Source organism: Streptomyces sp. NPDC021080 (assembly GCF_044333225.1).
GTDB lineage: Bacteria > Actinomycetota > Actinomycetes > Streptomycetales > Streptomycetaceae > Streptomyces.
This window is the reverse complement of the sequence record NZ_JBIRQM010000002.1, coordinates 79,309-92,721: the sequence shown is the minus strand read 5'-3', so window position 1 is coordinate 92,721 and position 13,413 is coordinate 79,309. Positions and strand designations below refer to the sequence as shown.

Genomic DNA, 13,413 nt, shown 5'->3' with positions numbered 1-13,413 from the left:
ACGATGATCCTCGATCAGCTCCGGCGGCGGCGCGGGCGGGCGCTGGCCCTGGCTGCCGGCATCCTGGTGGCGGCGACCAGCTTCACCCTGCTGACCGCGACGGTGAGCACCAGCAGGGCGACCACCGTGGGCACGGTCCGCAAGAACGCACGGTCCGCCTACGACGTCCTGGTGCGCCCGCCGAACTCGCAGACGGACGTGGAACGGCAGAGCGGACTGGTCGAGCCGAACTTCCTGTCCGGCACGTTCGGCGGCATCACCATGGACCAGTACCGGCGCATCCGCGGCATGGCCGGGATCGACGTGGCCGCACCGGTCGCCAACATCGGGTACCTCATGGTGATGAGCACCGTCACCGTGGACGTCTCCCGCTTCCTGGACAGCAAGGCGTCCCGGCAGATCCTGCGCATCAGCCCGACGCTCACGGCCGGACTGGGCGCCTATCGCACCTCCGACGAGTACGTCTACCTCACCCGCTCCCCCCTGACGTCGGGGTCGTCGTCGGATCAGCTCTTCCAGTCCGACACCCTGGAGAAGGGCGCGGTCGACAAGAGCACCCGGCGCTATCAGCTGAAGGGCAAGTACGACGTCTGCTTCTACTTCAACCGGGACAAGACCGAGCAGACGGACTTCAACCTGCAACTGCCGATGAGGCCGAACCTCATCGCCGAGGATCTCAGGGACAGGTCGGCGTTCGACCGGGACCTGAATTCGTGGATGAACTGTCAGTCCGGGCAGGGCAAGGCCACCATCGACGTTCCGGTCAGTTACCCTGTGCTGCTGTCCGCCGTCGATCCCGATGCCGAGAACCGCCTGGTGGGCCTGGGCGGCGCGATCGCCTCGGGCCGCATGCTCACCGAGCAGGACAAGCCGTGGACGCTGCCGTCCTCCAAGAGCATCCACGGACAGCACGACTCGTACATCCCGGCGCTGCTCAGCAGCAGCCCGCTGACCGCCGGAACGCTCAACGCCGCCGTCGAGCGGCTCGATGTCGGTGACCCGGCCGAACTGCCCTCCAAACTGGGTAGTCCGACAGCCGCCAGTTTCGTCCGCGGCCTGCACGGGACCCGTGTGGGCAAGGTCGGCGTCGATCTGGGCAAGGGCTACCGGAAGGGGCTGGAGGAGGACTCCTTCGACACCGGCGCCTACTGGACGGTGGGCCCTGTCACCTACCGCCGGACATCCGACGGCGGCCTCGCCGTGCAGGCACAGCCGCGGCAGAAGCCCGGCCTGTGGGTGACCAACCAACGACAGCAGCCCGTCCCCTACGTCCCCGAGGAGAACCAGGGCAAGCAGTACCGGAAGGTGATCAGCCATGCCTCCACGGACTGCCTCGGCCTGGGACACTGCGACCAGGTCGACTCCGGGCGCCTGCCCAATCCCTTCGTCCGCCTGGTCGGCCGCTACGACACCGGCAAACTGCGCGGCTTCTCGGCACTGTCCGACGTTCCGTTGGAGACCTACCAGTCGCCACAGGTCACCGGCGCAGACCCCGCCACGCGCGCGGTGCTCCACGACAAGCCGCTGCGGCCCGACCGCAACCTGGGCGGTTACGCCAGCCCGCCGCCCACCATGCTGACGACGATGGACTCCATCACCGCGCTCACCAAGAGCCGCCGGGTCCCGAGCCTGCAGGACAAGGCGCCGGTCAGCGCGATCAGGATCCGGGTGGCCGGCGTGAGCGGCGTCGACACCGCCTCCCGTGCGCGGGTGAACGCCGTGGCCGGGGCGATCCGGGCCGCCTACCCCCGGCTCCAGGTCGACGTCACCGTCGGCAGTTCCCCCGCCCCGCAGACGGTGGCGCTGAGTCCCTCGGCGCATGTGACGGAGCGCTGGGTCGCCAAGGGCGTGGCACTGCGGATCCTCAGGGCGGTGGACACCAAGAGCGCGGTGCTCTTCGTACTGGTCCTCGTCGTGTGCGCGCTCTTCCTCGGGCAGGCGGCGCTGGCCTCGGTGCGCTCACGCCGCACCGAGATCGGCACGCTGCGCTGCCTGGGCTGGAGCGGCGGTGAAGTACTCCGCCTGGTCCTCGGCGAACTGGCGGTCATCGGCCTCGCTGCCGGAGCCGCGGGCACGGTCCTCGCCTACGCCCTTGGCCGCATGCTGGGACAGCCCGACGCCGGCGCCAAGTCGCTCCTCGTCCTGCCGGTGGCGCTCCTCGTGGCCCTGGCGGCGGGATTGATCCCCGCCTGGCTCGCCGCCCGGCTGGGGCCCATGGCAGCCGTCCGACCCCCTGTGACTGCGGCCCGCCGCTCCCGCCCGGTGGGTTCGGTGGCCGGACTGGCCGTGCTCAACCTGCTGCGGGTGCGGGGCCGTACGCTGCTGGGCGCGGCAGGGCTGGCACTGGGAGTGGCCGCCTTCACCGTGCTGCTCGCCCTGACACTGGCCTTCCGCGGCGAGGCGGCCGGCTCGCTGCTAGGCAACGCCGTGGTGGCGCAGGCACGCGGGGCCGACTACCTCAGCGTCGCCCTCTCCCTGCTGCTGGGTGCCGCCGGCGCCATCGACGTACTGATCATCTCGCAGCGCGAGCGCGCCGCCGATCTCGCGGTGCTGCGGGCGACCGGCTGGACCAACCGCGAGCTGGCGATGCTGACCCTGTACGAGGGGATCGGACTGGCTCTGCTGGGCGGCCTGACCGGCGCGGTGGCCGGCCTGCTCGTGGTGCTGTCACTCGGTCAGGGCGTGCTGCACGGACACCTCCTTGCGGTCGCCGGCGCCGCACTGCTGGCCACGCTTGCCGCGACCGCCCTGGTGAGCGCGGCTCTGACAGTCCCGATCCGGGGGCTGTCCCGGATCGCCCCCGCCCACCTGCTCGCCGCCGACTGACAGTGAGGATGTGACGTGGTGACGCTGCTGGTGGGTCTGCCCCTCTGACTGACTGACTGACGTTTCGACTGTCCTGTTCGGGATTTGTCGGCCCATCAGGTGTCACCACGCACGCGGCCGGACGGACGCTTGTGACTTCATAGCGTCTCTGTGCGTCAAGCGGCTTGGTCCAGAAGCCCCGTCACTGTCTTGTCCACCCGCCCGACCGGCGCGTGCCGCCCTCGGATCGGACACGCAAGGACGGACATGACCAGCATGACGCACGACGGCCGGGCAGATCACTGGCGGAGTCGACACTCACGGCCTGACCCACTACGCCGCAGTGATCGACCGGATCGGCCGGCACCTGGCCGAGGGTGTGGATCCTGTCGAGTGAAGGCCGTTGATCAGGCGCCGAGTTGGCAGTCGTGCTGGTCGGGGTAGGTGCGCTGGTGTTCGCGGTGTGGTGGTAGGTGAGGTAGTCGTCGAGGTCGCCGTTGGCTTGAACGGCGCGGATTTTGAGGACGGCTTCGGCGTCGGCGACTGCCTCACCTACCACCACACCCGCAAAACCCCAGCTCAACCGTCCCCCGAGAGGATCCACACCCAACGGCGACTTCGAGGACTACTGGAACTTCCACGTGGCCCGCGAACATCAACGCCTCTACCTCAGCCCTGACCAGCAGCACTACCGCCTCACCGCTTGATCCCGACCTTCACTCCAGAGGATCCGCACCCGTAGGGAAAGTTCTACCGCGCTGGTACTGCTGAGGCGCTCGACCGGGGGCTGTTGGCTGGGCGGCCAACCCGGATACGGTGCGATTCATGCCCTCTGCACTGGACACGCCCCAAGGAGCGGCCGCACTGGCCGAGTCTCTGTTGCCCCCGCTCGGGGGAACCGGTGGCTGCACACACAGGCCGTAGCCGCTCGGGCGCGTGAGGTCTCCGCGGCTGTCCCAGAGAGCGAACGCGATCGAGTAATTGTCGATTCCTGTGGATCGGTGGTGCTCTTCAGCCTTCCTCAGGCTTCTGATCCTGGGCTTCGAGGAGGCGACGGAGACGTCGGATCTCGGTGATCAGGCGGGGAATGTCCTGGCGGGCGTTGGCGATGAAGTTGGCGTTCTCGTCCCAGCGTTCGTCCACGACGTCGACATATCGTGGCTGCTGGACCAGGGTGGCGGCCACGATCTGGTGGTGGTCGAAGTCTGGCCAGCGTTCGCCGGCTCCGGTGTCGGGGACAGTACTGATGGCGACGAGGCTCATGGCGAAGCCGTCGTCCAGTTGGCGCACGTGCCAGGGGCCGGGAGTCGCAGCACCGGCAAGCTCCTCGATCTCGGCGAGTTCCTCGTCGGTCAGTGGATTGGGGGTGTCCATCAGGCTGCCCGCTCCTCGCGCTCAACCAGCTGACCACGTTGGAAACGGGCTCCGGCACGGACAAGGGCAACGAGGTGGTGCGCGTTCACGGCTCGCCAGCGGGCCTGAGCGGACTCGATTGGCTTGAAGACAATGGCCAGTTCGGCCGCGCGGGAGCCGGCGCCCCTGGTGACCTTGGTCCGCAGCCGCACGGTGGCGAAGGTCGACTCGATCGGGTTGGTGGTTCGCAGATGGATCCAGTGCTCGGCGGGAAAGTCGAAGAACGCCAGGAGTTCGTCCTCGTCGTCCGTGATCCGCTTGACGACCTTGGGGTACTTGGCTCCGTAGGTCCGTTCGAAGTCGCGGACGGCCCGGGCCGCATGCTCCTTGTCCTCGGCGTTGTAGATCTCCTGGATCGCACGCTTGGCCGCAGGCTGCGCCGACTTCGGCAGCGCGTCCGAAACGCTGGCGGCTTTGTGAACCCAGCACCTCTGATGGCGGGTGTCAGGAAAGACCTCGCTCAGCGCGTTCCAGAAGCCGAGAGCGCCGTCACCGACAGCCAGGACCGGGGCCCGCATGCCCCGACGGGCGCAGTCCCGCAGCAGGCCCGCCCATGCCTCGGACGACTCGCGGTAACCGTCGGCCATCGCGATCAGCTCCTTCGTGCCGTCCGCGCGTACCCCCATCAGCACCAGGACCACGGCCTTCGCCTCCTCCAGGCGGATGCGCAGGTGGACGCCGTCCGCCCAGATGTATACGTAGTCCGTGGCGGACAGCTCCCGGTCCATGAACGCCGTGTGGTCGGCCTGCCATCGGGTGGCCAGCCGCGTCACGGTGGCGGGCGAGAGACCGGCCGAGGAGTCGAGGAACTGCTCCAGCGCGGGCACGAAGTCGCCGGAGGACAGGCCGTACAGGTAGAGCAGCGGCAACACCTCACTGATCTTCGGGGACTTGCGGCACCAGGGCGGCAGGATCGCCGAGGAGAACCGCTTGCGCTCACCCGTCGTGTCATCGACGCGCTTGTCGTTCACGCGTGGGGCCTGGACCTCGACCGTCCCGGCGGCCGTGGTGACCTTCCTCGGCTGGTGGTAGCCGTTGCGCACGACCAGACGGCGATCGTCGCCGTCTCGTTCACCGGCCAACTCGGCTATGCAGCTGTTGACTTCGGCTTCCAGCGCGGCGGCCAGCATCCGCCGGGCGCCCTCGCGGACGATCTCGTCGATCAGGGAGCCGTTTGGCGTGGAACCGTCAGCATTGACTACCGTGAGCACGGGCGTGCCTTCCCGGCCGACGCGCCAACGTCGGCCTACTCGATGACCATCACAGGATCATTCGGGAAGGTACGCCCTTCGCGTTGCCTCCCCGACACCGATCCACAGACATCCGAGCTTGCTAAGAAGTCAAGCCGCGAGCGTGGCAGGCGCCGTGGATGCGGCGGGGAACGCCTTGCCGGGATCGAACCTCTGCCCGGTCTGCAGACAGTGATGGAGGCATCCCAGGAGGCGGTTGAAGACGTTGCGCATGGCGGCGGTGTGCCGGTCGCCGAGGCCCCGGCGTCGGTCGTATTCAGCCTTGACCTGTGGGGGAGGGCAGTGCGCCGAAGATCCATACGTAGCCTGCGGCAGCCAGGCGCTGGTTCTTCACCCGCCGGTGGCGCACGAGGTGGCTCTTGCCGCTGGCGATGGTGACCGGAGCCGAGCCGGCATACGCCTTCAGGGCGCGGGCGTCGGCGAAGCGGGTGCGGTCGTCACCGATCTCGGCCAGGACGCGTGCGCCGGTGAGCGCTCCGATCCCGGGGAAGCTGCCCAGGATCTCGGCGTCGGGATGCCCGGCGAACGCCTCGGCCGCAGCCTCGGCGAGGTCGTCGGCTGCCAGGCAGGCAGCATCCAACTGGGCGACCAGCGCGAGGGTTTGCCGCGCCATAGCCTGCTCGACGAGCGGCGGCTGGTGCAGGTAGTCGCCGGTGAAAATGGTGCGCAGCCGTTCCACCCAGACCTCGATGTTCCGCTGCCGTCCGGATCAGCGCAGGGCGGCCCGCAGCCGGGCGCGGGTCAGGCGGGCGGCGGTGTGCGGCCCGGGTGCCGTGGCGAGGACCGCGCGTGCTTCCCGGGAGTCCAGACCCGCGCCACGGACGGCGAACGCCGCGAGGGCGGCCGGGTAGTACTGCTTGAGGTGCGAGCGCAGCTGGTTGTTGAGCTGCGCGCGATTCCACACCGTGTCCTGCTGGGCACGGGCGAGGACGGTGATCGCCCGAACCAGTTCGGAGTCGGCAGGCAGCGGCCGGTGCACGTCGGCGTCGGTCCGCAGGATGTTGGCCAGCGTCATCGCGTCGGCGTGGTCGGACTTCGTCCTGGCGCTGCGGTGCCGCTCGCGTTAGCGGGCCACCGCCATCGGGTTGATCGAGTACACCTTGCGGCCGGTGGTGCGCAGGCAGGCAAACACCAGGCCGCGGGCGGTCTCCACCGCGACCGGTATCGGTGCTTCAGCGCAGTCGCCGGCTTCAGCGAGCAGGGCAAGCAGTTGGCGAAAGCCGTCCGCGTCGTCCTTGACGCGTTTCTTGGCAACCAGCTTTCCCGTCTCGTCGACCAGCGCCACGTCGTGGTGCTCTTCCGCCCAGTCGACCCCGCAGGTGATCGTCAACTTCCGGCTCCCTACTCTTCGCGCTCGTCCTGGTGTGTGAGCCTGCGCAGGGCACGCCGCGACCTAATAGGAGGGCTCGATGGCCCGACATCCGATGAGCAGTTCGCAGCCCCGGCTCCCCGCACGGTCCCCGGTCTCTGGAAGGAGCTCGGCGGCTCGCGTGGTGAGGGAGAGGTGGCCGTACGGACGGCTCAGGTCACGATCATGACGTCATCGTGGAGATGTGCGACGTACTCCGGCAGATGCACGGTGACGGGGCCCTCTGCCTGTGGAGAGGAGTCCGGCTCCAGGTCTTGAGTAGGGGGCACCCGTCACCGTGCACTGCTATTAGGTCTTGAGCATTGTTCCCCTGCGAGTCCCCGCCTGTTCTGGCACGAGAGTGGCACGGGTAGTGGTGAGGCAGCCGACCCTTGTCGCACCCCGGGTCGCGGCCTTTACCGTGCGGACGACCTCACCGACCGCACAGGCTACGACCTTCTGATCCGTAGCTCTAGAGAGATCGGTCAGTGGTGGTCATACAGGCCGCACTTCGGGCACAGGGAGGTGCTACAGGATGGGATCGGTTTCTGTGGTTGCTGTACTTCGCTGCTGTACCGCCGCCTCAGGAAGTCTCGTGAGTACAGGGGACAGGCCCGCTTGCCTCTACAGACCGCGCAGTGCGTCGTACAGATTGTTACAGGCTGCCCAGCAGATGACACTGCCGTCGTCGTACAGGCTGCCCATGTACCAGTCGTCGTCATGGACAGGCTTCACAAGGCACAGGTCGTGGAATCCGAGAACGATCTCCGGGTGCAGCACCTCGTCGGGGGCTCCGGGGCGCCCTACCCACTTCACCGCCCGGTTCGGATCCAGGGCGACAGCCTCTTTGTCCCCGGATACGTCGCGGATCTGCTGAAGGGACCATCCCGGGGGTAGCCGTGCGTCTGCCATACACAGATGATCTCACCTGCCAGATATGGAGCACCGCTTTAGGAGCGAGGTTGGGCGCCCCTGCGGCTGGCCTGCAAGAGAGGCACTCTGGCTGACGTGGGGTACGCGGCCTATTGGCGCCTACTGTTCCCCGTGAGTCCCCGCTCGTTCTGGCACGGTTGTGGCACGGAGAACATCTGATCCGCTGGTCGAAGTACTGGCGGGGGTCAGTGCTGCGGCGTTTCCCCGGCAGCAATCTCGAATCCGGAAGATTCATCCCACGGAACTGCTTTCCACAGGCTCACCACAGCGGCCCAGATGTGGTGCACGAGAGCCCAGTCGGGGTTGTCCCCGCTGAGGGTGATGGTGGCAAGCAGGTCGCATCCCCAGATATCCCGCTCGTCATTGGGCGATGCAGCGATCACGGACTCTGCGATCTCGGCTACGCCCACGTGCAGTTCCAGTGTCAGCAAGTCCGCGACCGGCCCGTCGCTGTCCTTGCTGCGAGTACCGAGCCTGAACGCGGCCACCGAGTCCTCGTACGGCCCCAACCACTCGCCTACCAAACCGTTGCCGCTCTCCAGCAAGTAGTCCAGTAGGTGATCAAGAGCCTCGTCGCCGCTCTCTTCCCCGGAGCGGCAGAAGAAGCTGAGTTGGTAGGCCACGATTCCCCTGTCGTCCGCGCTGGTCGGGAGCTGATGCACTGCGCCATCATGCATGCCGGCCGCCCCAGCCACGACGGGTTCTGGCCTCATGCCGCCGGCCACCCCTCTCCAGGGCGCGCGTCGGCGCAGCGCGGGCGGAGCGGGCCGGAGGCAGGAGCGGCGCCCGGCGCGGATCCGGGAGCGCGCTCGGCGGAGCGGAGCGCAGCCGGGGCTTGATGAAGTAGAGAAAGTTCTATCCCGCTGGGATGAGGCGCTTCTGGGTAACCGCGATCGGCACTCCTGGCATCTGGAGCGGCGCGCCAAGTAAGACGTGTAGGACATGGCGCGGCAACCGCCAGCAGAGCACTCGTTGCACTGACGGCCCATCGGCGCGGCGGGTGTGCGCACCGTGGCGTTCTCGGCCTCGCTCGTGCCTGAGCTGGCGCACCACCTGGCGGAGCACGCGGAGGCCGGCCGCACCGGGCTCGTCTTCGTCGGGGCCCGCGGTGGTGTTCTGCGGCGGAACAACTTCCGGCGCATCTGGCTCCGCACGTTGGCCGCGACCGGGCTCGGTGACGTCCACTTCCACGATCTCCGGCACACCGGGAACACCCTCGCCGCGACCGGCGGCGCCACCACCCGTGAGCTGATGCAGCGCATGGGCCACTCGTCGGTGCGGGCCGCGCTGGTCTATCAGCATCTCGTCAACGGACGCGACCACGAGATCGCCGACTACGTGGACGGTCAGATCAGGAAGGTGCGGCGCCCTTCGCGCGGCCCATCTGGCACGTGAGTGGCACGGCGGCCTCCACCGACCGGAACCGGCCGGAAACGACAGAGGCCCAGATCACCGGATGCACACCGGCCGACCCGGGCCTTGTTCGTGTCCTGAGACTGGTGGGCGCGGACGGTTTCGAACCGCCGACATCCGCCTTGTAAGTTCGCTCCCTGAGACTTCGCGGCAGCAGTGCGCGAAGGATGCGAGGCCGTGAGGGGCCGCTCGTGGCTGCCGTTGTCTGCCGTCGTTGATGTCACATGTGGAGTCAGAGAGCAGGTCCGCTCAGGAGTCCGCTGCTGAGTCTCAGCGCTCGGCATGACAGGACTGAATGTCCTGCGCGTGCCCCTCGAGGCGAATACGACGAATCGAGCCGAATGTCTGATAGGCGTGATTCAGTCTCATGTCTCGATCACACGTCAGTGTGGAGGCAGGCTTTCGACGGTTCCCGACTTGCTTGGCTCCGGAAGGGGAGCGAAGATCCCTGAGCTGCCCCGTCACGGTGACAGGAGCAAGGGCCTTGGGGGCACGATCGTGGTACAGCGGATGAATCTGCTGGGAGAACCAGGGGTGGGACTGCCGGGGATACCCGGCAGGACCGAAAAGAGCCGCGCGGGATGGCTCTGGAACCGCCCGTGGAAAATCTATGTGTTCTTGGCGGTGCTCCTCCTCTTCAAAGTGGCCTACGCCCTGGACAGCTGGTACATGACACGGGACGTGTTCACGGGAGCCCACGGCCCCTTTCCTGCCGTGTTCGCCGCCGAGGCCCCGGTCGCGCCTGAACACGTCATAAGCCTCCCGGGAGGTGAGCAAGTCCTGGTGCACGGGTTGTCCCTGCGGTGGACGGACGAGTACACGGACAAGTACAACGGCATGGCGGCCGTCAACGTGCGGACCGGCAAGGAGTACTGGCACTACGAGCGCCATGATGTCGACGATGCCTTGGTGTGGCAGTTCGGGGCGTCGGAACGCACGGTGGTGGCCCGCTTCACCGACGGGAAGCTCGTCGCCCTCGATCTGCGCACCGGCGAGCTGCTGTGGCACGCGGAGATACAGGCAGGCGACCGCGGTCGGAACGTGAAGATCGCCGGAGGCCAGGCTGTGACCGAGGACCCCGGTGCCGTGCGCGCTTTCGACGAGCGCGACGGCCGGAATCTGTGGACGGCGAAGACGCCCAAGTGGTGCCACGAGGTATTCCTCAGGTCCGTCCACACCCTGTCGGACCATCTGAGCGCTGTACAGGTGTTGTGCAACGGCTCGGGACGCTACGGCCCGGACGACATCGGCCTGCTGATGGGTGTCGACAACCGCACGGGCAAGGTCCTGTGGCAGCAACGCACCGTGGACCCGGATCTGACGACCTGGGGCGGCGGCCACACATTGATCGCTCCGGACCCGGATCACCGGCAGACTATTCAGTTGCTCGACGTGAACCGTCATGGGATCTCTCCACGCACCGATCTGCCGCTGGACAAGTGGGACGTGGTCGCTGTGGGCAACAGCACCGTGCTGTCCGGCACGAACCCGAAGAACCGCGCCAGCAAACACGACACCCTCTTGAGCGCCTTCGACGCCGTGGACGGACATCTGTCCTGGCAGTTGAGGGCACCGAGCGACCATGAGTACGGGCTTCCTAAGATCACAGACGGCCGGGTGTACGTCGTACGCCAGCCGTATCTCACCGCGGCGGACGCCGGCAGCCAGTTCCTCGCCGACCTGCTCGTTCTCGACGCGGACACGGGACGCCTCCTCCACACCCTCCGGTTGCCGACCATGACGGCGGACGATGAGACCGCCGACTACGAGAAGCTCGTCATCGGCGACATAACCGACGGCGCGGTGGGCATCGGCTGGCGCGACGACGGGGGAGACCTGCTGATCGCCTCGGACTGACCGCCGGCTCAGGAACTAGGCGGGCCGAAGTGAGCAAAAAGAGCTGAATCCCGCCCGTCTGCGCTCGGCGGTCGGAGGCGTACCGACGTTCATGGGTCGTGGAAGGCACACCGCGCTGGGCACAGGATTTGAATCTGTGGCCTCATCCTTATCAGGTCAATGACAGGTGACTCTCGACAGTGACCAGCCGGCCCGGCGCTTCGGTCGGGCATCCGCTGAGATCTGGGGTCGGCTGTCGCTGTTCGCATCTGTTGGTGTCAGCCGCTGATGTCAGCCCGCTCCTGCCTCTCGACCCATCGAGCTGAGATTGTGTCGCGCGGTCACCCTGGCAGCGATCTGGCCATGACTGCGGGGACGGCTCACCGGACAGTGCCTAGTAGGTTTATCGCCCACGCTCGGTTCCCGGGCGGGCAGAACTGTCCGTATGCACACGACGAAGGAACGAGCTCAGTGGTCAGAATCCGGAGGGCCCCCAGGGTGGTGTTGGCCGTCGCGGCAGAGGCAGCGTCGGTGGCAGTGCAGGTGGCGGTGCTGGAGGACCCGGCCGTGGTCGGAGGGTGGCAGACGCGTCTGGGCATCACGAGTCTCATAATGTTCTGGATGTACTTCATCTGGCGGCTGTTCCTGAACCCTTACGTGTCGTTCGGGCAGCACCGCCTTCGGGTGAACAACATGTTCTCGCGCTACCTGATCCCCTACCACCTGATCACGGAGCTGGCGGGTCGGTCCGCCCTCGACCTTGTCGTGTCGGGGTACGGACCTATGCGGGTGGACGCACTCGGCGCCGCTCCTTTGACGGGCAAGGCCAAGCGGGACAAAGTCGCGCAGGAATTGCTGCGCCGCCGCGCCGCCGCCGTGCCAAAGCCGGGACATGGCTTCGAGAAGCGCTTCACGATCGGACTCCCGGAGTGCTTGGGGTTCGGCATTCCCCTCACATGTTTCCTCGTGGCCAACTTCGCAGCGGCCTTCGGATAACACGCACCGGTCCTCGGCCAAGTGCCCCGGCAGGACTCGAACCTACGACACCCGCTTGAGGAGCGAGGTTGGGCGATCTTGGGGGTGACCTGCGGGTTCCCTGGCCTGACGGAGCCCGGTGGAACTCGCCCCTATGAACCTCGGTTCCCCGTGAGTCCCCGTCCGTTCTGGCACGAGAGTGGCACGGCCCTGGGGCCGTGCCCTGTCTCCTCGATGTGGACTATGGGCACGAAGGTTGCAGAGGTCTGCTCGCCTGGTCAGACGGCCGTGAGCGGCTACTGCCGGTCGGTTGCGGTCTTCGCTACTGTGCGGCACCTTCTGGGCGCGTGCGGACCTCAGGTGTGTTTGCCCTGGTACCCGCCAAGGCGGGTACGCCTGCCCTGCTGCATGCCACGGTCTGGCGAAGTCCCGGGTGCTTCTGGTGCGAGCCGTCCCGCCTGACCTCTGGCGACACACACCATCACGTGTCCAGTCTGCAGAAGATCAAGGAGGCAGCCGACGCTCAACCACCAGTAGAAGGCCGGGAGTACATGGGCAGTGAGTGCCGAGTATATGAAAATCGCGACAAAAAAGGCAGATGTGAAAAAATTGAACACCAGCAGTGGCCAGCCGGAATCCGTTTTGGCTCTAATAAATCTCTGCCAAGTCGTTCGTGGCACTTGAGTGGGATGCGGGCTGAAGCGGCGTTTGAACCCGCCCACAAAAGATCGCTGCGTCATGGAGGCATGGAACAGTTGAAGACAACGTCTGCGCAAGCACCTGCTACGGAGATACCGGCGCGGCCAGTTGAGTCTCAACACCCGAGTCGAGCCGGCGATGCATCGTGGGTCGATTGAAGCCCCGAGTCGTCGGCTGAGCGTGGGTTTTCCCTCGGCCTACATCCTTATCAGGTCAATGACGGGGGTGCTGCCGGTGTTGGTCCACCCGCCTGGCGCCTCGGCTGGCTGTCCGCTGACGTTCAGCGTCGGCCACGGCCGTTCGCCCTTGTTGGTGTCAGTCGCTGATGTCACTTAGCTCCCGGATGCAAGGACGGTGAGCACACCCGATGGGATCCCCAGCAGACCCAATTGGGACAGAAGTGCTGCTTCCTGTTCCTGCGTGACCTCGATCCACAGGGCGGTTCCCGAGTCGCTGGCACTGAAGATCTGCCGACCGTCCCGCCAGCCTTCGGTGTGGATTGTGTAAGGAGCCAAGTCCGACAGCACTTCGAACTGCCCGTCGTCTCGGACATCAATGTCGATCCCCATCCCGGGATCGGAGCGCCTGGAGCGATGACCGCGTGCAACCTGCTCACGAGCAAGCAGGAGGGCGCGCTCGTACGAGTACAGAACCTCGGGCGGCCAGGCGTCACCGCTGTAGGCGTCGATGTGGGCTGCGTCGATGCTCGAACGCAGCACGTGGAGCGCTTCGCGATGGACA

At 66.9% G+C, this 13,413-nt stretch carries 9 protein-coding genes and 1 pseudogene; 4 read left to right on the top strand and 6 right to left on the bottom strand.

Annotated elements, in window-relative coordinates; all coding sequences use genetic code 11:
• Nucleotides 1-3: 3 nt before the first annotated feature.
• A complete protein-coding gene (locus tag ACH4S8_RS04510) occupies nt 4-2,826 on the top strand; it encodes an FtsX-like permease family protein (RefSeq protein WP_398390858.1) in 2,823 nt (940 codons plus the stop codon).
• 990 nt (nt 2,827-3,816) lie between these two features.
• Here the strand turns inward: ACH4S8_RS04510 and ACH4S8_RS04505 are convergent.
• The 5 genes and pseudogenes from ACH4S8_RS04505 to ACH4S8_RS04485 all read right to left on the bottom strand — a co-directional run bounded on the left by ACH4S8_RS04505 (nt 3,817) and on the right by ACH4S8_RS04485 (nt 8,411).
• Nucleotides 3,817-4,179 (bottom strand): hypothetical protein, encoded by a 363-nt coding sequence (locus tag ACH4S8_RS04505; protein WP_398390856.1) that lies wholly within the window; start codon nt 4,177-4,179, stop codon nt 3,817-3,819.
• Nucleotides 4,179-5,429, bottom strand: coding sequence for an IS256 family transposase (locus ACH4S8_RS04500; protein WP_398390854.1), 1,251 nt, complete (start codon nt 5,427-5,429; stop codon nt 4,179-4,181). Before ACH4S8_RS04500 ends, ACH4S8_RS04505 begins: the two co-directional genes overlap by 1 nt.
• Before the next feature lie 129 nt (nt 5,430-5,558).
• Nucleotides 5,559-6,798 (bottom strand): annotated as a pseudogene (locus ACH4S8_RS04495) (IS110 family transposase).
• Nucleotides 6,799-7,440: 642 nt separating this feature from the next.
• Nucleotides 7,441-7,728: a hypothetical protein gene (locus ACH4S8_RS04490; RefSeq protein ID WP_398390852.1), complete on the bottom strand. Its 288-nt coding sequence runs from the start codon at nt 7,726-7,728 to the stop codon at nt 7,441-7,443.
• Between the two features lie 206 nt (nt 7,729-7,934).
• On the bottom strand, nt 7,935-8,411 hold the full coding sequence (locus ACH4S8_RS04485; RefSeq protein WP_398390850.1) for a hypothetical protein: 477 nt from the start codon (nt 8,409-8,411) through the stop codon (nt 7,935-7,937).
• Nucleotides 8,412-8,760: 349 nt separating this feature from the next.
• On the opposite strand from ACH4S8_RS04485, the gene ACH4S8_RS04480 reads away from it, so the two are divergent.
• The 3 genes from ACH4S8_RS04480 (at nt 8,761) to ACH4S8_RS04470 (ending at nt 11,994) form a co-directional block, all read left to right on the top strand.
• Complete coding sequence (locus ACH4S8_RS04480; RefSeq protein ID WP_398390848.1) at nt 8,761-9,144, top strand: tyrosine-type recombinase/integrase; 384 nt, start codon at nt 8,761-8,763, stop codon at nt 9,142-9,144.
• 324 nt (nt 9,145-9,468) lie between these two features.
• Nucleotides 9,469-11,019, top strand: a complete 1,551-nt coding sequence (locus tag ACH4S8_RS04475; protein WP_398390847.1) for a PQQ-binding-like beta-propeller repeat protein — start codon at nt 9,469-9,471, stop codon at nt 11,017-11,019.
• Nucleotides 11,020-11,496: 477 nt separating this feature from the next.
• Nucleotides 11,497-11,994 carry a hypothetical protein gene (locus ACH4S8_RS04470; protein ID WP_398390845.1) on the top strand — a complete coding sequence of 166 codons (498 nt, stop codon included), beginning with the start codon at nt 11,497-11,499 and terminating at the stop codon, nt 11,992-11,994.
• Nucleotides 11,995-13,004: 1,010 nt separating this feature from the next.
• Here ACH4S8_RS04470 and ACH4S8_RS04465 read toward each other — a convergent pair.
• Nucleotides 13,005-13,391, bottom strand: coding sequence for a hypothetical protein (locus ACH4S8_RS04465; RefSeq protein ID WP_398390843.1), 387 nt, complete (start codon nt 13,389-13,391; stop codon nt 13,005-13,007).
• Nucleotides 13,392-13,413 lie beyond the last annotated feature (22 nt).

Bases quoted from the DNA above. Each gene is read 5' to 3' on its own strand.
- ACH4S8_RS04490 (WP_398390852.1), bottom strand. From the start codon at position 7,728: ATGGCAGACGCACGGCTACCCCCGGGATGGTCCCTTCAGCAGATCCGC.
- ACH4S8_RS04505 (WP_398390856.1), bottom strand. From the start codon at position 4,179: ATGGACACCCCCAATCCACTGACCGACGAGGAACTCGCCGAGATCGAG.
- ACH4S8_RS04510 (WP_398390858.1), top strand. From the start codon at position 4: ATGATCCTCGATCAGCTCCGGCGGCGGCGCGGGCGGGCGCTGGCCCTG.